At 64.4% G+C, this 17887-nt stretch carries 16 protein-coding genes and 1 rRNA gene; 8 read left to right on the forward strand and 9 right to left on the reverse strand.

The annotated features are described in order from the left end of the window. Window positions 1–339 precede the first annotated feature (339 nt). A complete protein-coding gene (locus FXF75_RS23295; RefSeq protein ID WP_163520992.1) occupies window positions 340–2556 on the forward strand; it encodes a PKD domain-containing protein in 2217 nt (738 codons plus the stop codon). Between the two features lie 490 nt (window positions 2557–3046). Next, complete coding sequence (locus FXF75_RS07060; protein WP_163521151.1) at window positions 3047–3247, forward strand: XapX domain-containing protein; 201 nt, start codon at window positions 3047–3049, stop codon at window positions 3245–3247. A gap of 305 nt (window positions 3248–3552) precedes the next feature. On the opposite strand, the gene FXF75_RS07065 is transcribed toward FXF75_RS07060, so the two are convergent. The 5 genes from FXF75_RS07065 to FXF75_RS07085 all read right to left on the reverse strand — a co-directional run bounded on the left by FXF75_RS07065 (window position 3553) and on the right by FXF75_RS07085 (window position 8271). Then, on the reverse strand, window positions 3553–5412 hold the full coding sequence (locus tag FXF75_RS07065; RefSeq protein WP_163520994.1) for an FAD-binding protein: 1860 nt from the start codon (window positions 5410–5412) through the stop codon (window positions 3553–3555). 13 nt (window positions 5413–5425) lie between these two features. Then, on the reverse strand, window positions 5426–6319 hold the full coding sequence (locus tag FXF75_RS07070) for a succinate dehydrogenase/fumarate reductase iron-sulfur subunit (protein ID WP_163520997.1): 894 nt from the start codon (window positions 6317–6319) through the stop codon (window positions 5426–5428). Window position 6320: 1 nt separating this feature from the next. Continuing rightward, window positions 6321–6686 (reverse strand): succinate dehydrogenase, encoded by a 366-nt coding sequence (locus FXF75_RS07075; protein ID WP_163520999.1) that lies wholly within the window; start codon window positions 6684–6686, stop codon window positions 6321–6323. A gap of 1 nt (window position 6687) precedes the next feature. Continuing rightward, window positions 6688–7080: a succinate dehydrogenase, cytochrome b556 subunit gene (gene sdhC, locus FXF75_RS07080; protein ID WP_163521002.1), complete on the reverse strand. Its 393-nt coding sequence runs from the start codon at window positions 7078–7080 to the stop codon at window positions 6688–6690. Between the two features lie 120 nt (window positions 7081–7200). Then, complete coding sequence (locus FXF75_RS07085; protein ID WP_163521004.1) at window positions 7201–8271, reverse strand: succinylglutamate desuccinylase/aspartoacylase family protein; 1071 nt, start codon at window positions 8269–8271, stop codon at window positions 7201–7203. A gap of 115 nt (window positions 8272–8386) precedes the next feature. Between FXF75_RS07085 and FXF75_RS07090 the strand changes: the two genes are divergently transcribed. The 3 genes from FXF75_RS07090 (at window position 8387) to FXF75_RS07100 (ending at window position 11001) form a co-directional block, all read left to right on the forward strand. Beyond that, window positions 8387–9730 carry a RimK family alpha-L-glutamate ligase gene (locus FXF75_RS07090; RefSeq protein WP_163521006.1) on the forward strand — a complete coding sequence of 448 codons (1344 nt, stop codon included), beginning with the start codon at window positions 8387–8389 and terminating at the stop codon, window positions 9728–9730. Between the two features lie 168 nt (window positions 9731–9898). Then, window positions 9899–10342 (forward strand): hypothetical protein, encoded by a 444-nt coding sequence (locus FXF75_RS07095; protein WP_163521008.1) that lies wholly within the window; start codon window positions 9899–9901, stop codon window positions 10340–10342. 47 nt (window positions 10343–10389) lie between these two features. Continuing rightward, window positions 10390–11001: a DNA-3-methyladenine glycosylase gene (locus FXF75_RS07100; RefSeq protein WP_163521010.1), complete on the forward strand. Its 612-nt coding sequence runs from the start codon at window positions 10390–10392 to the stop codon at window positions 10999–11001. Window positions 11002–11228: 227 nt separating this feature from the next. On the opposite strand, the gene FXF75_RS07105 is transcribed toward FXF75_RS07100, so the two are convergent. After that, window positions 11229–11606 (reverse strand): hypothetical protein, encoded by a 378-nt coding sequence (locus FXF75_RS07105; protein WP_163521012.1) that lies wholly within the window; start codon window positions 11604–11606, stop codon window positions 11229–11231. 535 nt (window positions 11607–12141) lie between these two features. Here FXF75_RS07105 and FXF75_RS07110 point away from each other — a divergent pair. Further along, window positions 12142–13152, forward strand: a complete 1011-nt coding sequence (locus FXF75_RS07110) for an ABC transporter ATP-binding protein (protein ID WP_163521153.1) — start codon at window positions 12142–12144, stop codon at window positions 13150–13152. Beyond that, on the forward strand, window positions 13149–13976 hold the full coding sequence (locus FXF75_RS07115; RefSeq protein WP_163521014.1) for an ABC transporter permease: 828 nt from the start codon (window positions 13149–13151) through the stop codon (window positions 13974–13976). Before FXF75_RS07110 ends, FXF75_RS07115 begins: the two co-directional genes overlap by 4 nt. A gap of 58 nt (window positions 13977–14034) precedes the next feature. Here the strand turns inward: FXF75_RS07115 and FXF75_RS07120 are convergent, their stop codons facing one another. The 3 genes from FXF75_RS07120 to FXF75_RS07130 form a co-directional block, all read right to left on the reverse strand. Continuing rightward, window positions 14035–15129, reverse strand: coding sequence for an outer membrane lipoprotein-sorting protein (locus tag FXF75_RS07120; protein ID WP_163521016.1), 1095 nt, complete (start codon window positions 15127–15129; stop codon window positions 14035–14037). A 167-nt stretch (window positions 15130–15296) separates the two neighbouring features. Further along, the gene (locus FXF75_RS07125; protein WP_163521018.1) at window positions 15297–15683 is read right to left on the reverse strand and encodes a hypothetical protein; all 387 of its coding nucleotides are present in this window, start codon (window positions 15681–15683) and stop codon (window positions 15297–15299) included. Next, entirely contained in the window at window positions 15680–16747 is a 1068-nt protein-coding gene (locus FXF75_RS07130; protein ID WP_163521020.1) for a PQQ-binding-like beta-propeller repeat protein, read from the reverse strand. The genes FXF75_RS07125 and FXF75_RS07130 overlap by 4 nt, the downstream gene beginning before the upstream one ends. A gap of 1072 nt (window positions 16748–17819) precedes the next feature. Between FXF75_RS07130 and FXF75_RS07135 the strand changes: the two genes are divergently transcribed. Continuing rightward, a 16S ribosomal RNA gene (locus FXF75_RS07135) occupies window positions 17820–17887 on the forward strand; the annotation flags it as partial.

Genomic DNA, 17887 nt, shown 5'->3' on the forward strand with positions numbered 1-17887 from the left:
GAGTTCGACGGCTCATTACACCCGGCCAACGCTGGATTGCTACTTTGTTATCACCCGACTGTCGGAGTACAACGCGACGTTACTCCCGGCCGAAGGACGAATCGCCGGACGCGGCGCTGCCGACCGGCGATTCGCGAAACGCTACGAGCCGGGTTCAGGTGCGGCCTACGCGGGCGACAACTCGCGTATAACAAAGCCCCGAACGGCGGTACCTCCCCGATAACCCTCGCTCGGGCGGTCCCCGTCCGGCGAGAACGCTTCAACGTCGGAATAACACGCACTACGGTGAACTACGATGCTCAGGAACGACTACGCAACTCCCGAACGGAGGTACCGAACGTGAAACGAACTGTTCTGGCGACGCTGCTCGCGCTGTTCGTCGTCGCGGCCGCGGTCACCGGACCCGTAACGGCCGCGAGCACGCCCGACGACGCCGGGAACTCGTCGGGACCCTCTCAGCGCTGGGCGAAGACGGTCGGCGGTGGTGACGACGACAAGCTAGCGACCGGTCTGAAGGTGGACGACGGGTATCTTGTCGTGGGGTGGTCGAACAGTTCGGCGACCGACGGGAAGCACGACGGCTACGTCTCGATGCTCGACCGGACAGGCCAGACGAAGTGGGAGCGTACCTACGGCGGACCGGGGACCGACCGCATCTACGACGTGGTGCAGGTCGAAGACGGCTACCTCGTCGCCGGAATGGAGACCGAGTCCACCGGTCAGGCGTGGAAGGGATGGGTGATGAAACTCGGTCCTCAGGGCGACAAAAAGTGGGAACGGACCTACGGCGACAGCGGTCCGTCGGCGCTCTGGTCGCTCACGCGCTCGGACGGGAAAGTGTACGTCGGGGGCTGGCAGGACGACCGCGGGTCCGCCGAGGGATGGCTGATGGAACTCTCCTCGGACGGGGACGAGGTCTGGAGCGAGACCTACGAGACGCGCCGCTCGGGGGCCGACGAGTACGTCAACTCGGTGTTCGTGACCGGGAGCGGCGAACTCCTCCTGACCGGGACCACCGAGGGCAGCAGCGTGGACCCGGGCGACGCGTGGGTGATACGCGCCGATAGCCGCGGAGACCTAGAGTGGCAACAGACCTACGGCGGCGGGCAGTTCGACCGCGTCCACGACGCGACCGCGGCGTCCGACGGCGGGTTCGTGCTGGTCGGTCGGACCGCCAGTCGCGGCGCGGGCGGGGAAGACGGCTGGCTGCTCAAGATTCGAGGCGACGGCCAGACCCAGTGGCAGCGAACCTACGGGACCCCCAAGTCCGACGCCTTCTTCGGCATCCACGACGACCCCGACGGCGGGTACGCCGTCTCGGGGACGAAGCACGTCCTCGGAGACTCGGGCGCTGACGGTTGGGTTCTGAAGACCGATTCCGCTGGCAAACGCGACTGGCAGCGGACGTACGGCCAGAACTACTGGGACAAGTTCTGGCCGGTCGTGGAGGGTCACGGCGGGGGCTACCTCGCCGTCGGCGAGTCCACGAGTTACGGCGACAACCGCGACGGGTGGGTCGTCCGGGTCGGCGGTCCCGCGGTCGCGGCCGTCGAGGACGCCGACGCCAACGAGTCCGGAACCACCGTGAGGTTCGAGGACTCGCCGGTGCAGGCCGTCACGCTCGCGGACTCGAACGTCTCGGGAATCCTCGCGGTCGCCGAGCGCACCGACCTGTCCGCGCTCTCGCCGCCCGGCGACCCCCTCTACGCGGTGTCGATGAACGGGTCCGAGGCGGTGACCGACGTGTCGGCCACCGTCGAGTTCGCGGTCCAGAAGAGCGCCGTCGGGACCGACCTCTCGGACGTCCGCGTGGCCCAGCGCACTGCGGAGGGCTGGTCGCTGCGACGGACGACGGTGGTCTCGGAGGCGAACGGCACGGCGATTCTGTCGGCCGAGACCGAGAATGCGAGTACGTTGGCGGTGACGTCCGTGCCCGCGCCGACCGCGAGCATCGACGCCGACGACGCGGTGATGGCGGGCGACACCGTCGAACTGTCCGCGAGCGGTTCGATGGCCGAGAACGCCACGCTGGCGAGCTACGAGTGGTCCGTCGGCGAGCGGTCGGCGACCGGGGAGTCGGCGACCGTCAGCTTCGAGCGCCCGGGCGTGCGCACGGTGAACCTGACGGTCACCGACGAGAACGGTCTCCGCGACACCGCGACGGCGACGCTCGTGGTCAACGACCGGCCGACGGTCAGCGTCCGGACGCCGGACGCCGCGACGGTCGGCAAGGCGAGTAGCTTCTCGGCGAACGTGAGCGACGACGTCGGCGACGTGGCGGTGACGTGGCAGTTCGGCGGCGCGACGGTGACGGGCGAGTCGGTCGAACACAGCTTCGGGTCGGCGGGCACCAAGACTGTCACGGTGGTCGTCGAGGACGAGTACGGTGCGACGGTGACCGAGGAAGTCCAAGTCGAGGTGAGCGCGCAGGACGCCGGTGGAGCGACGACCGATGCCGGGCCGGAGACCGGTGGCGGCGTCCCCGGGTTCGGTCTGGGTGTGTCGCTGGTCGCCTTGCTCGGAGCGGCGCTCCTCGCGGGCCGACTACGGGGCTGAGCGCCGGGTGTATCGCTCCGTTTCAACCGTTTTGGAGGCAGTAAGACGCCCGTAACCTCCCGTTACGAACGGGAGGGTGGCGTATACTAAAGAACCTACCGCGGCTACAACCGAGTACGTCGAAACGAACGACGGTGATTTACCCTGAGTTGGACAATCCCCACGTCAGACCTCGACGAATCGTTCGAAGAGGGAGAAGTCATGTTCGCTGTGGACGACAGCGACGAAGAACGCACGACGGTCATCGCCGACATCTCGAACGACGAAGCGTATCTGGCGATGCCGTTCGACGAGTCGAACACGCTCTCGCAGTGGCGCTGAAGTAACGACCCGCTTTTCCGCCCTTCCACGACTCGGTTCTATTTATCGCGACTGCCCCGAGCAACTGCGCTTCGCTCGGTGACGCGGACGAGCGGACGTGGCTTCTGGGACTGTTCTCGACACCCGCAACCAGAAACTGCTTTTGAGGTCCAGCGCCAACGCGGAGGACATGAACGTCACACTCACGCTCCTCGCACTCCTGACGGGGTTCGTCACGGGCGCGCTGTTCACCTTCCTCGGAATTCCGATGCCCGCGCCGCCCGAACTCCCCGGCGTCGTCGGCATCGTCGGCATCTACGTCGGCTACAAGACGGTCGAATACTTCGACGCGGGCGTGGACCTCCTCTCGATGCTCGGACTCGCGGGATAGACGGCTCTGTTCTCTCTGCGAAACTGTGTGGCCGTCCACGGTCCGGCCAAGGTTCACGTACGAAACCGGGACGAACTCGGACCGGACGCTTCGTGCGGTCCCGGGCGACCGCAGTGCACGCACACTGTGGGACCGCCAGTCCGACTACCCCGAGAGGGCTGTGCCACTAACGGAGACACCGATGTCGAACGTCGTCGCTATCGCTCCCTCCGAACGACGTTCGCGTTCGCTAAAACGAGTCGGCGAGCGACCGCAGAAACGAGCGGACGACCGTGAAAAGGGTCTCGCGGAGACGGCCGCGTCGGTCAGTAGGACCGCTCTTTCGGCTCGTAGGTCTTGTCCTGCCCTTCGAGGATGACCGGCTTGTACCAGAGTTCGGGCGACCCGTCGTTCCACGAGAGCATCGTGTGCTTGAGCCACTCGTCGTCCTTGCGCTCCTGATGTTCCTGCCGCCAGTGTGCGCCGCGGAACTCGTCGCGCGCCAGCGCGCCGAGGGTGATGGCTTCCGCGAGGTCGATGAGGTTGCGGGTCTCGATGGTGTGAATGAGGTCGGTGTTGAACGTCCGCGACGGGTCGTTGACGTACACGTCCTGATACGCCTCGCGGACCTCCCGGATGTCCTCCAGCGCGTCCTTCAGGTTCTCCTCGTTCCGGAAGACGTTGACGTTCTCGGTCATCGACTGCTGGAGTTCGTCGCGGAGTTCGGCGTGCTGGATGCCGTCGTCCTTCTCCATGAGGCGCTCGATACGGGTGCGCTCGCGTTCGATGGTACGCCGGACCGTCTCGTCGGGTTCGACGACCGCCGCACCGCCGTCCGCCACGGCGTCTTCGTCGCCGTCTGCGGCCACGTCGTCGCTCGCCTCGACCGCACCGGGTTCGACGGGGGTGTCGAGACCGTCCTCTTCCTCGATTTCGCCCGTCTTGCCCTTCGTAATCTCGGCCTCGCCGAGGTCCGCACCCGCGGCGTGACGACCGGCGCGCGCGCCGAAGACGATGAGTTCCGGCAGGGCGTTGCCGCCGAGTCGGTTCGACCCGTGGACCGAGACGCAGGCGCACTCGCCCGCGGCGTAGAGACCGTCGATGAGGGTCTCGCCGTTCTCGTCGGTCTCGATGCCGCCCATCTCGTAGTGCTGGCCGGGCTTGACCGGCATCGGCTCTTCGAGACCGTTCACGCCCTCGAAGTCGCGCGCGAGGTGGAGGATGTTCTCCAGTCGGTCGGTGATGCGCTCCTCGCCGAGGTGGCGCATGTCGAGGTAGACGTACTCGTCCTCGACGCCGCGGCCCGCGTTGACCTCCGTCAGTTCCGCGCGCGACACCACGTCGCGGGAGGCGAGTTCGCCGTCGTTGTTCGCGTAGCCGTGCTCGAACATGAAGCGCTCGCCCTCGCTGTTGTAGAGGATGCCGCCCTCACCGCGCACGCCCTCGGAGATGAGGACCCCCGTCGAGGGGAGCGTGGTCGGGTGGAACTGGACGAACTCCATGTCTTCGAGCGGGACGCCCGCGCGGTAGGCCATCGCGGCACCGTCGCCGGTGTTGGCGACCGCGTTGGTGGTGTGGTCGTACACCTGTCCGGTGCCGCCCGTCGCGAGGATGACGCCGTTTCGGGCCTTGAAGCCCTCGACCTGTCCGGTCTTGATGTCGTAGGCGACGACGCCGTGACACTCGCGGTCGGCCGGGTCGTCGTGGTCGGTGACCGCGAGGTTCGAGACGTACCACTCGTCGTACACCTGAATGCCTCGCTTGACCACCTGCTCGTACATCGTGTGGAGCATGTGGTGGCCGGTCTCGGCCCCCGCGTAGGTCGTCCGGGCGAAGGAGAGTCCGCCGAACGGTCGCTGGGAGACTCGGCCGTCGTCCTCGCGGGAGAACGGCATCCCCCAGTTTTCGAGTTGGATGGTCTCCTCGGGGCTGTCCTGCGCGAGGGTTTCGATTGCGGGGGCGTCTCCGAGGTAGTCCGACCCCTTCATCGTGTCGTAGGCGTGGAGTTCCCAGTCGTCGCCCTCGCGGAGCGCCGCGTTGATACCGCCTTCGGCCGCGCCGGTGTGGCTCCGAACCGGGTGGAGCTTCGTGACGATTGCCACGTCGGCACCCTCCTCGTGGGCCGCGATGGCCGCTCGGAGTCCGGCACCGCCGCCGCCGATTACCAGAACGTCGTGTTCGTGCATAGTTGCTAATCTCTTACCAGAATTTCAGGTTCTGTTTGACCGCTTCCCGCTTGAGTTCCTGAATGTGCTCGGTCAGCGGGATGTCTTTCGGACAGACGTTCGTGCAGGAGAACTGGGTCTGGCACCGCCAGACGCCGTGCTCTTGGTCCATCACGTTCATCCGGTGTTCCTTCATGTTCTCGCCCTCGCGCTCGTCCATGGCGAACCGGTAGGCCTTGTTGATGGCCGCCGGACCGAGGTACTGGTTGTCCCCGGCCGCGATGTTACACGAGGACATGCAGGCACCGCACCAGATGCACCGCGTGGACATCTTGATTTTCTCGCGGTTCTCGCGAGTCTGTCGGTACTCTTCGAGGTCGCCCTCGGACTCCTCGTCGGGTTGGAAGAACGGCTCGACCGCGTGCATCTGGTCGTAGAAGTGCTCCATGTCCACGACGAGGTCCTTCACCACGTCCTGATGCGGGAGCGGTTCGACCCGGACCGGCTCTTCGAGGTCCGAAATCTGGGTCTGACAGCCGAGTCGCTGTCGGCCGTTGATGAACAGCGCGTCCGACCCGCAGACCGCCTGTCGGCACGAGTGGCGGAACGTCAGCGTGGTGTCGTAGCGGTCGCGGGCGTAGATGAGTGCGTCGAGGACCGTCATCCCCTTCTCGCGGGGGACGGCGAAGTCGTCGAACCGCGGTTCCATCTTGCCCTCGACTTCGGGGTCGTACCGGAACACCTTCAGTCGGAAGCTCTCGCCCTCGACGTCGGCGGGCGCGCCGGACACCGACTGCTGGCGCTTGGCGTCGCGGTCGGCCCGTCGCTGGTCGCCCTTCGACGCGCCTTCCTGTTCGACCGACGACTCGGCCTCGTGTTCTGCGCTCTCGGTTCTCCCTCGGTCTTCTTCTGGTAGTTGCGTGCTCATATTACATCACTCCCGACATGACGAACGCGAGGTAGACACCCTGTGCCGCCAGCGCGAGACCGGCGATAGCGAGGACGCCTTTCACCGCGGTCTTCTTGGTGCCGGTCAGGCCCTGATTCAGCAGCGCGGCGTAGACGCCGTTCACGCCGTGGAACGTCGCGGTTAGCAGGAAGAGTATCATCGTCGCGAGGTAGCCCCACTGCTCCATGCGAGCGGTCGTCCCGGCGAACGTCACCTCGGAGGCGTGGTGGACGAAGTGGAGGAGGAAGAAGTGGAACGCCAGCACCACGACGAGGAACGCCGCCGTCACGCGCTGGAGCAGCCACGAGAGGCTCCCGCTCCGGAACGAGGAGTAGCGTTCGGCCATCTCAGAACGCCCCCTCGAGGAACGACGGGATGCTCGCCAACACGATGACACCCGTAACTATCAACGATGCGTAGAAGCTCTTGTCCTGCGATTCGAGTCCGAGTCCGAGGTCCACGAACAGCAGGCGGACGCCGTTCAGAATGTGGAAGACGGCGACCGCCAGCAGGCCGACCTCCATGACCCGGACGAGGAGCAGGCTCTCAAGCCCCTGAATCGTGTCCGTGTACGCGCTCGCACCGGACGTGGCGGTACTCAGCACGGCGATGTGGGTGAACAGGTAGCCGACGAGTACCCATCCGGTGAACTTGTGGAATATCCAGGCCCACATCCCGGCCGTGAACTCCCGCCACCGGCCGAAGTCTTCGACGAGGCCTCGATTGTACGATTGACTCATACTTGTCCGTTCGGGAGGTTGGACTGTGGGCAAATAGAAGTTTCTACCTACTGCCGAACTCGACGTCCACAGATACCACCGGTTTTCGGGGCACGTCTTGGCGTATCCGCCTCGACCGAGTCACCGACCGCCAGCGTTCTCGGGCGGCGGCGTCGGCGTCTCCACGGTCTCGGTTCTGCCGCGCTCGCGCTTCAACGCACGTCGGGTCTTGGCGGACAGTTCGACCATGTGACACAGCGGATTTCCGGGGTAGACGACGGGGTTCTCCAGCACGCCGACCAGCAGTCCCGTGAAGGGCGCTTCGACGGGTTCGCTGTCGGTCTTGAACGGGTTGGTGATGGTGCAGATGGTGTCGCCCTCGTAGACCAGCGACCCGCGGTCGTGGTGCATGTCCACCAGTCCGCCCGCGTCGGCGCGAATCCACGTCTTCTCCTTGGCGTCGTCGATGACGGTCCGCCATCCCGGCCACTTCACCGACTGGGTCCTGTGGACGCCGTACTCCGAGAGGACGCTCTCGACGCCTTCGAGACCGCGGTCGATGAACTGTCGCTGGAACCGGTGGGCCTCGCCCATCTCGATGGTGATGGTCGGGATACCGTAGTCGGTGGTCTCCCGACGGAGCGTCCCGGCGGGACCCTCCGAGGAGATGATGACGTTCGACCCGAACGACTTGGCGAGTCGATTGACGTCGGGGTTGTCCATGTCGGCGCGGACGTGTAACATGTTCGTCCGCCCGCGCGTGGACGTATGAAAATCTAGCCCGATGTCGCACGGCGCGAGGAAGTTGTGGAATATCTGGTAGGCCATTCGCTTGGCGCTGGTCGAGCCTTGTCGTCCCGGAAACGACCGGTTCAGGTCCCGGTCGTAGATGGGGAGGTAGCGCTCCTGTGCCAGAAAGCCGGGCACGTTCAGCACGGGCAGACAGACGAGCGTCCCGCAGAGGTTCTCGTGGTTCCACTCGTGGGCGACCTCTCGAACGACTTCGATACCGTTGAGTTCGTCGCCGTGGGCCGCCGCCGTGAGGAACACCGTCGGTCCGGGTTGGGTCCCGTTGACGATAGTGACGGGGATGCGAACCGGGTCGCCGAGGTACGTCTCGCTGATGCCGTATCGGATGTTCTCGGTCTGTCCCGGTTCGACGATGCCGTCGCTGTACGTAAACGCGTCCGGGTCTCCCTCCGAACCGGTCATACCACCCATTCGGACCTGGCTGTATATAAAGACGCGGCAGACGGTACGTGTCCTTTCCCGAACGGTCGCTCGGTGTCTCCCTTTTTAACCGATGCCGTACAACTAGTGACTACCAATGACTGCAGACGGGTCCAGTGTGCGGGTCGGTGTACTTAGTCTCCACAACAGCAAGGAAACCAAAGCGATTCTGAACGCGATAGCGGACCTCGGCCACGACCCCTCGTGGCTCAGAGAGGAGAACACTGCGGTTCGGCTACGGGACGGGGAGGTCGACCTCGAACCCGACGTGGATATCGTCGTGAACCGCCTCCTGCTCTCGAACACCGAACAGCCGTCCGAGGCGCTCGGTCTCGCTAAAATCTACGACTCGGTACTGCCGGTTCTCAACGACCCGAATTCGGTCATGACGGCCATCCACAAGTTCTCGGCCGCGACAGCACTCGCCGACGAGGGTCTGCCGGTGCCCGACGCGCTGCTCGCGCTGTCGAACGACCGCCTCAACGACGGCCGAAGCGACTTCGGCGAGGAAGCAGTGTACAAGACGGCCATCGGCACCCACGGCGGCGGGACGTGGAAGGTCGGGCCGGACGAACTCGTCAATCCGCGGGTCGGCGACCGGCAGGCGTTCCTTCAGGAACTCATCGAACGCGACGAAGGCGAACACCGCGACCTCCGGGTGTACGTTGTCGGCGACCGCATCGTCGGCGCGATGAACCGATACGCGCCCGATAACGACTGGCGGACGAACGTCGCGCTCGGCGGTGCCGTGGAGGACGCCACCGACGAACTCCCGCGGGACGCGGCGAACATCGCGCGGGACGCCGCCGCCACTATCGGACTCGATTGCGCGGGCGTGGACCTCATCGAGGGTCACGACGGCTGGTACGTCCTCGAAGTCAACCCGACCGCGGGGTTCAAGGGCCTGTTCAAGGCGACCGGCCGGAGCGCCGCGCCGCACATCGCTCAGTTGGCCATCGAGCAAGCCGGCGGTGCCGTGGACGAGGCGACGGTGGAGAACCTGACCGCCTCGCTGGACGACTCGGTTCCCGCCTGTAAGCCCCGGCCCAAGGACACGCCATCCGGCGAACCTATCGTCATCGGCTACACGGAAGAGGTCATCCTGAGCGGCACGAGCGGTTCGGAAACCGTCATCGCCAAGTCGGACACGGGGGCCACTCGGACCAGCATCGACACCAGACTCGCGGCCGAAATCGGTGCCGGTCCAATCAAGAGCATCGCCAAAGTCAAGTCGGGCAGCAGCAAGTCGAGTCGCTCCCGACCCGTCGTGGACGTGGTGGTCGGCGTCGGCGGGAACCGCCACACGGTCACCGCCAGTATCGAGGACCGCGGCCACATGGACTACCCGGTCCTGCTCGGCCGTGACATCCTGAAACACTACCAGGTCAACGTCCAGAAGCGCGTGGACGCCGAAGAGGAGACCGAAGAAGAGGAAGAGTGAGTCGGCGGCCTCGCGACTCCGCGACCCGCAACTCCGGATAGCGCGACCGCACATTTTTGACGGTCGGCGTCGTCGAACCGACAGTCATGGCCGACCGCCCCGCCAGACAGACCCGCGCCGCGACGACTCGACGGCGACAGTCGTGGTCCGGATGGGGGGGAAGGCAGTGTGGACGAGAAGGACGGCGTGGGCGTGTTCCTCGACGACGTCGCGTACACGTTCGGCGACGTGTCGGCGCTGGGTCTCCCGGTGTTGTCCGTCCTGCTGATGGCCGACGCGTCCGAGTGGTTCGGTCTCAAGGCGTTCGGACTGGTGGCGTGGTTGACGATGGTCGGCGGCGCGGCGCTGATTCGCGGCGGATGGGTCTCGCCGCTGGCGACCGACGCGCTCGGTTGGGTGGCGATGACGCCGTGGCTGGTCGCGCTTCGACTCGTCTACTACAACGCGACGCTGGCGCTGGCGGCCTACGGCGGGCGCGCGCTCGCCGGACGGTGGTCACCGCTCGCGGCCGCCGGGTTCGCCCTCGTCGTCGGCGCGCTCTCGGCGGCGCTGTTCCCGCGCGCCGGGGACTCGTTCTACGGTGTCGTTGGAGAGCGACAAGCCGACCAGTGATTCACAAGCCACACGCTAATCTATCTCCAGTCCCTACGCCGTGTCGAATGACCGACGAAGCTATCACCGCACTCCGGGAGGACGAACTCCTCGGACCGCTAGTCGCCGAGTACGGCCCGCTGACCATCGAACCCGCGGAGGACTTCTTCCAGCGATTCGTGACCTCCGTCCTGCGCCAGCAGGTGTCGATGGCCTCGGCCGCGGCGACCCGCGAGCGCCTCTTCGAAGCGGTGGCCGTGACGCCCGAGGGAGTCCTCGCCGCCGACCCCCAGACGCTCCGCGACGTCGGACTCTCGCGCCAGAAGACCGAGTACGTCCGCAACATCGCCGAAGCGTTCGTCGAGGAGGGGTACTCGCAGGCGTACTTCGCCGACATGACCGACGAGGAGGTTCTGTCCGAACTCACGTCTATCAAAGGCGTCGGGGCGTGGACCGCGAACATGCAACTAATGTTCTCGCTCGGCCGCCCGGACGTGTTCCCGGTCGGGGACCTCGGTATCCGAAAGGGAATGGAGGCGCTGTTCGACGCCGACATGACCCGGACCGAGATGGTCAAGGCCGCCGAGCGGTGGGCACCCTACCGGAGTTACGCCAGCCTCTACCTCTGGCGCGCCGACGAAGACATCACCGATTCCGTCGGCGAAGTGACTCCCCTGTAGCGGTCCGCCTCGAAGTAGTCTCGTCCGCGAAAACGTCGCTCACTCCCGGACCAGTTCCGTTCTCGAAGAAGTCGCGTTCCCGCAAACGAATCCCCCGTTCGAAGCGACCCCATCCCCGAAGCGGTCCCGTGGAGGGCCGAAGGTCAGTACGGAGTGTGGCGGTTCGCACGGAACGCCTCGGTCCGCCGAGTTCCGGATGGTGGACGACAGCGACGACTCGTGCGGGGTTAGACGACGTTCTCCTCGCGGGCGGCGAGGTCGAGGTACTCCACCAGCGGCGCGTCGTCGTCGTCGAGCGATACGTAGCCGTCCTGGGCGTCGAAGGTGACTGCGTCGGCGTCGGCCAGACGTGGAATCTGGCTGTGGTAGAGGTCAGCGAGGACGCGTTCTTCGTCCGGGGAGTCGCCGTTGTCGCGCTCCCACGAGGCGACCTGTTCGGCCAGTTCTTCGAGCGTTACCGAGTGACCCTGTTCTCGGAGGTAGTACAGCACGTATCGGCGGCGGCGGTTCGAGAGGAGGTCGAGCGTGGCGTCGAGCGTCGGAGAGATACCCCGTCCCCCTCCGACGTGGCTGTCGGTCACGTCCGGAGCGTCCGTGTTCATCATACAGTGCTTACTGGATACTCCGGGACAAAAAGCACGGTACCTAAACGATTAGGGAGTGACGAGTACTGTCACCTAGTCCCCACTTTATAGCGGGAAACCAGCGCAAAACAACGGAAATACTACGTTACGTGAACTCAATGCACAAACTATCGACCTCGGGCAACCGTCGTCGGAAACCCTTAATCCCCACGAGCGCCTATCGACGAGTGCGTACCTCAAGTCCCCGTCCGAGCAGTCCCACACGGGAGCGATGACAGCACGGAGAACCCGGGTACGCGACAGACAGTGTCTGGTGCCACCGCACGGCACTCGTTCGCCGGTTTCACCGGCCCGAAATTCGGCGCTGGTAACAGCGCCGCCCGGCACGAGGGTTTGCCAGCAGACTCGGCACGCCGCCACGGAATGACGCTGGAGGTTAGTGTTCCGGGCGACATTTCGATACTTCGACGAGTCCATACTGTCGCTCTGCCGGTGTTGGCGGCCGGTAACTGTCCTTTTACTCTTCAGGCCCCTACTACTCGTAATGACCCTGCAGATGAACCGAGTGGACCACGGGCAGTCCGCGGAGACGGCCCGCGTCGCGGACAGCGACGACTCGTCGGCCGCACTCGCCGTCGAGGGCCTCCGCAAGCAGTTCGGAAGCGGTGGGGACGCGGTCACGGCGGTCGAGGACGTCTCGTTCGCGGTCGAACCGGGGTCGGTCGTCGGCCTGCTGGGACCGAACGGTGCGGGGAAGACGACCACCATCAAGTCGATTCTGGGGATGGTGCTGCCGGACGAGGGGACCGTCCGGATTCACGGTATCGACGTCGCCGCGAATCCGCGCGCGGCCTACGCCCACGTCGATGCGATGCTCGAGGGTGCTCGCAACGACTACTGGCGGTTGACCGTCCGGGAGAACCTCCGGTACTTCGCCACCATCAGCGGCGTCGACCCCGACTCGATAGCCGACCGTCACGACCAACTGCTCGAGAAACTCGACCTCGCGTCGAAAGCCGACGAACCCGTGCGAAGTCTCTCCCGCGGGATGAAACAGAAGGTGTCGCTGGCCAGCGTCTTGGCGAGCGAAGCGGACGTCGTGTTTCTCGACGAACCCACTCTCGGTCTCGACGTCGAGAGTTCGCTGACGCTCCGCCGCGAACTCCGCCGAATCGTCGAGCGGCGCAACCTGACCGTGGTCGTGAGCAGTCACGACATGGACGTCATCGAGGACATCTGCGACCGGGTGGTCATCATGAACGACGGGCGGGTCGTCGCCGACGACACCGTCGAGAATCTGCTTCGCGACTTCGACACGCGGGGGTACCGAATCACCAGTCCGGACTTCGACGAGTCACTGCTGGCCGAAATCGGCGAGCGATTCGAGGTCACCGACGTCGAACGGTTCGACGACCGGACCCGCGTCGAGGTGGCGACCGACAGCGACGGGTTCTACGCGCTGGCGGCGTCTCTCCGCCGCCACGACGTGACACTCGATGCGGTCGAGACGGTCGAGGCGGACCTAGAGGACGTCTTCGTGGAGATGACGGGCGGTGAGTCACGATGACCGACTGGAACTCGGCCGACGCGTCTCGCGGGTCCGAGGACTCGCCGCGGCGGGCGGGCTACCTGCAACTCGCCCGCGCGGTCCTTTACCGGGAGTATCTCGTCTTCGTTCGCTACCCCGCTAACGCGGTCGGGGGCATCGTGGTCTCGCTGTTCTTCTTCGGACTGCTGTTCTACGGCGGCCGGATGATAGCCGGACGCGCGCTGACCGACTCCATCGAGGGAATCATCGTCGGCTACTTCCTGTGGACACTTTCGGTGGGTGCCTATTCGGCGATTTCCAACGACATCGGCGCGGAGGTCCAGTGGGGCACGCTCGAACGCCACGTCATGACGCCGTTCGGGTTCGCGCCCGTCGCGTTCGTCAAGGGGGTCGCGAAACTGGTTCGGACGTTCGTCACGTCGTCGGTCATCCTCGCGGTGATGCTACTGGTGACCCGAACGACCCTCCGAATCGACGTGCTGACCGTGGTCCCCGTCGCCGTCCTCAGCGTCGCCTCGGTGCTGGGGCTCGGATTCGCGGCCGGCGGCGTCACGGTCCTCTACAAGCGCGTCGGCAACTGGCTCAACCTCCTCCAGTTCGGGTTCGTGATACTCGTCTCCGCCCCGGCCTTCGGAGTCGGTTGGACGAAGTTCCTCCCGCTGGCGCTCGGCAGTTCGATGCTCCAGCGCGCGATGGTCGATGGGACCCGCCTCTGGGAGTTCCCGCCCGGCGACGTGGCGATTCTGGTCGGAACCGCAGCCGGCTACGTACTCCTCGGGTACGCGGTCTTCGAGTACGCCACGCGTCGCGCCCGACGGCTCGGCGTCCTCGGAGATTACTGACCGGTTCGAGACTGCCGCGACCGACATCGGGAACGGCTGAAAATAATTCTACTGCCGACTACGCGCAGTCGATGGACTCGGCGACCGCGAGCAGTTCCGACTTCGGGAGCGACCCGGAGACGCTGTACGATTCGCCGCCGCACGTCCACCGGACGATGCCGGTCGAACTGTACTCTGCGTACGTCCCTTCCTGTCCGTCGATGGTGACGTTTTCGGCGTCGGCGTTCGTTGCACGCGACGCGTCGGTTCGGTTCGACTGCCGTACGTGCAGTCGGTCCGTGTCGTTCCGGTACGACAGCGACACTACGGTGTAATTGTCCGTGGACGTGACGGTGACGTTGCCGAGTTCGTAGTCATCGGGAACTTGTCGGGGTTCGGTGACGTCGAACGGGACATCGGACTCCGCTGCACTGACGGTGTCGTACTTCTGGGTGTCCGGAATCTCGGTCTCGACGACTTCGGCGTCTTCCGGCGGTCGGAACTCGAACGTGTCCTCCGAGACGTTCGCGTCGAACGTCAGGTTGGAGTACGTCGTCGTCGTCTCGTAGGTCTGATTGCCGAACGACGAGACCATGTGGCGCTTGACGGGGAACCAACTGTCTTTGTCAATCCACAACGTGAAGTTCTGCGTGATGTTCGCGATTGAACTCCCGTTCTTCGGGACTAACGAGAGGACGTACGTACTCCGGTTTCCGACGGTCTCCGTCCCGCGATACGAGACGTTGTAATTTTCGAGGACGTTCTCCACGAGTTGCTGGAAGTTCTGGGACATCCCCTGCGTACCGAAACTCGAGAGATTCGTCTTGCGAGCAGTGTTAGTCGTCTCGTTGTACATCCACATCGCTGAATCGTTCTTGACGAGAATCGTCCCGTTCTGTGACTCGGGCGCGACGTACTCGTACCGCATCTCGTTAGACGACTGGTTGACCCAGACGTTCGCCTCGGTCGTCCGCGTCTCGTTGCCGGTCACTATCTTCGTCGTGACCGTTCCGGTGAAGGTACCGATGTTCTCGTACTTCTGTTCGACTTTCTCTCCGAGTTCGTCGGCCGACATGTCCGCCCCACCGAACTGCATCCCGGCGCAGCCACTGAACACGACGAGGAGTGCGACTGCGAGGGCGGGGAACGACGGCAACGATTGTTGGGAGGCCATGATTTCTTTTAGTTACTCAACCAACATATGTTTGCGGGTTTCGTCTGCGATTACATCTGGGCGGTCGCACGTTCTCCTCCCCGAATCATCGCCCTACGATTCTCGGTCCCGAGAGAGGATGCGTGCGGAGTGAAGAGTGAATGTTACGCTCCGGTCACCAACGTCCGCTAGTCGTCGGTCCACGCGACGACCACCCCGACGGACACCGCTGCGACCCACACGAGGAGCGATTTCAGGACGTAGTACAGCGACCCGTTCGTACGCGCGTCCATCGTCCCCGTGACCGTGCCTAAGGTGACGAAGGCGAGGAACGTCGCGGCACCGAACCGCCAGACTGTGCCCGACCGGACGTCCGGATACCACGTATGGACGACGAACGCGGCACCCACTGCGACGAGACTGCTCGCCTGTAGTGACCATCCGAAGGGTTCACCGACGAGCGCCGCATCGAACGCGACGTCGAGACCGTTCGTCGCGAGACCGAACGCGAACCAGAGCGAGACGTATCTGGCGAAGTCCGCGACGCCGTCCCGGATAGTTCCCCCGTCGCTCATGGTTCTCCGAGGGCGTACAGCGTTCGGCCGAGAAGCACGTACAACGTACCGCCAGCGACTATCGGCGAGTTCGTCCGATTCGCGCTCTCGGGTTTGCTCACACGGAATCGCTGTTCGCCTGACGACGCGTCGAAAGCCGCGACACCGTCTTCGAGACCGACGTAGAGCGTATCACCTGCGAGAGCAGGCGTACTCTCTTCGACTCCGTCCCGGAGTTCGACACTCCAAGACGTTTCGCCGGTGTCCACATCGAGTGCGACGACGCGGCCCGTCTCACCGAACGAGAGGTAGACCCTAGACCCGTCGGAAATCGGTCGGACCTCCTCACCCGCAGCACTCAGCGACCTCGACCACCGAGTCGTCCCATCGTCGAGGTTCAGCGCATACACGGGGTCAGTCCCACAGTAGACAGTGTCGTTTGCGATGCAGGGACCACCTCGCCGACCACTGTCGAGGTGCAGGTTGCGTACCCACTCCGTCGTGCCGGTGGTCGCGCCAACGGCACCGAACGACCCGTCTCCCTCTATAACCGGTCCGACGATGTATCCCTCCGCGTACGCGCTCGGATGAACACCCTCATCCGGCGGTGTTTTCCAGCGCTCGAGACCGGACCGGGTGTCGATGGCGACGAGTCGGTCACCCGTTCCCACGAACGACGATACGTAGACCGTACTGCCGGCGCGAAGCGTCTCGTCGAGGCTACTGTTCGTCTTGTACTCCCATCGCGTGCGCCCGCGTGCCCGGTCGAGCGCGTACAAACTGACTGACGACCCGACGAGTAGACGTTCCCCGTCGAGGACTGGACTGGTCTTTACGCGCATCGGTCGATTACTCCACGGTAGCGTCCCGAGGCGACTCGTCTGCCAGCTCAGTTCACCCGTGGTCACGTCGAAGGCGTGTATCGTGCGGTCCGAGACGGCGTAGACCGTCCCGGCCGAGCAGACCAGCCACGTCCGCGTCGCGCGGTCGTCCGAGAGCGTGGCCCGCCAGCGGACTTCCGACCGCTCTCTCGGTCCGTCCACGTCCGGCACGTAACCCGTTCGTGCGGGGTCTCGCCGTTGCATCGGCCACGTGCCGTCAGCTATCTTCGTAGCGTGCCGGGGAGGGCTTCGGAACCACCCCGAGGGGAGTGTGAAAGCGCCGAGAGTCGCACCGGTCCCGACTGCCAGCGCTCGACGGCGGGTAACGAGGGACCTGTTCCGAGTCATAACGTGTTTTCCCGTTGAAACTTGTGTACACTCACTACTTAGCTGTCGTTGGTATGGAATCGTCTCGTTTCGAGACGGTGTCGAATCTCGAAATCCGTTCCCATTACCGTATCGGTTGATGGGGGGAGTAATGAGGAGTGGAAGATGGCAGTATCGAGAGTAGCCATCTATGCATGTCCGCCCGCCCGCATCAAAATCACCAATCGTTAGCCGTGCAGTTCCGTCGGTTTGTAGAATCACCTATCTCGTCACACGACGCTGCGAACGATTCCCTTGGAAACTCTCCCCGTTGTCGTTCTGGTTCGACGGGCTTAAGTGTAACCCGGCCATTCGTTTGAATGCGAACGAGGTCCGGTGGTTTGGGCCTCCGAGAGGTGGCGAGAATCGGCGTCTTTATCAGACGTCTCGGCCGCCTCTCGCACGACGCTCCAATCCGATGCCGTTAAACGTCTACGGCTACTCGGAGTGGATGTCCTCGTCGTCCCGCGATTCGGGACGGCGACCGCACGTCCAATCCGGTGCCCTTAAGTGTATAAGGCCACTCGGATTGGACGTGACCGAGCCTTCGGGGGTCTTCCCACCGAAGGCCGACCACGGTTCGACGCCCTTAACTGATACGGGCACCTCGAACCAAATGCAGCAAAAGACGCAGTGCGATTCGCGAGACGTTCAACTCGTCTCGCAGTCTCGGACCCGGCCGAGGTTCGATGGGTTTATGACCCATCGACACCAACGTTCGGGTCCGAAGGAAATGAGGATTCCACCCCTGCGGTCCGCCGTACACGATGGAATCTGATGTTAGCCCTGGTAGTTCGGTGATACTCGGTCGATTACACGATTAGTGTCGTCGAACTAACGGACCTAGAAGATAGACACGATATATGTGTCTCCGCCAGAAACCCACCGAGCCATTACGCGCTCGGCAACCATTCCGGTTGATCCTGCCGGAGGCCATTGCTATCGGAATCCGATTTAGCCATGCTAGTTGCACGGGTT

Source organism: Halorussus sp. MSC15.2, from assembly GCF_010747475.1.
Taxonomy (GTDB): Archaea; Halobacteriota; Halobacteria; order Halobacteriales; family Haladaptataceae; genus Halorussus.

What these genes read in the sequence shown, in the direction of transcription:
- FXF75_RS07065 (WP_163520994.1), bottom strand. Translation starts at nt 5,412, where the DNA reads ATGCACGAACACGACGTTCTGGTAATCGGCGGCGGCGGTGCCGGACTC.
- FXF75_RS07085 (WP_163521004.1), bottom strand. Translation starts at nt 8,271, where the DNA reads ATGACCGGTTCGGAGGGAGACCCGGACGCGTTTACGTACAGCGACGGC.
- FXF75_RS07105 (WP_163521012.1), bottom strand. Translation starts at nt 11,606, where the DNA reads ATGATGAACACGGACGCTCCGGACGTGACCGACAGCCACGTCGGAGGG.
- FXF75_RS07115 (WP_163521014.1), top strand. Translation starts at nt 13,149, where the DNA reads ATGACCGACTGGAACTCGGCCGACGCGTCTCGCGGGTCCGAGGACTCG.
- FXF75_RS07100 (WP_163521010.1), top strand. Translation starts at nt 10,390, where the DNA reads ATGACCGACGAAGCTATCACCGCACTCCGGGAGGACGAACTCCTCGGA.
- sdhC (WP_163521002.1), bottom strand. Translation starts at nt 7,080, where the DNA reads ATGAGTCAATCGTACAATCGAGGCCTCGTCGAAGACTTCGGCCGGTGG.
- FXF75_RS07125 (WP_163521018.1), bottom strand. Translation starts at nt 15,683, where the DNA reads ATGAGCGACGGGGGAACTATCCGGGACGGCGTCGCGGACTTCGCCAGA.
- FXF75_RS07070 (WP_163520997.1), bottom strand. Translation starts at nt 6,319, where the DNA reads ATGAGCACGCAACTACCAGAAGAAGACCGAGGGAGAACCGAGAGCGCA.
- FXF75_RS07075 (WP_163520999.1), bottom strand. Translation starts at nt 6,686, where the DNA reads ATGGCCGAACGCTACTCCTCGTTCCGGAGCGGGAGCCTCTCGTGGCTG.
- FXF75_RS07110 (WP_163521153.1), top strand. Translation starts at nt 12,142, where the DNA reads ATGAACCGAGTGGACCACGGGCAGTCCGCGGAGACGGCCCGCGTCGCG.
- FXF75_RS07130 (WP_163521020.1), bottom strand. Translation starts at nt 16,747, where the DNA reads ATGCAACGGCGAGACCCCGCACGAACGGGTTACGTGCCGGACGTGGAC.
- FXF75_RS07090 (WP_163521006.1), top strand. Translation starts at nt 8,387, where the DNA reads ATGACTGCAGACGGGTCCAGTGTGCGGGTCGGTGTACTTAGTCTCCAC.
- FXF75_RS07060 (WP_163521151.1), top strand. Translation starts at nt 3,047, where the DNA reads ATGAACGTCACACTCACGCTCCTCGCACTCCTGACGGGGTTCGTCACG.
- FXF75_RS07120 (WP_163521016.1), bottom strand. Translation starts at nt 15,129, where the DNA reads ATGGCCTCCCAACAATCGTTGCCGTCGTTCCCCGCCCTCGCAGTCGCA.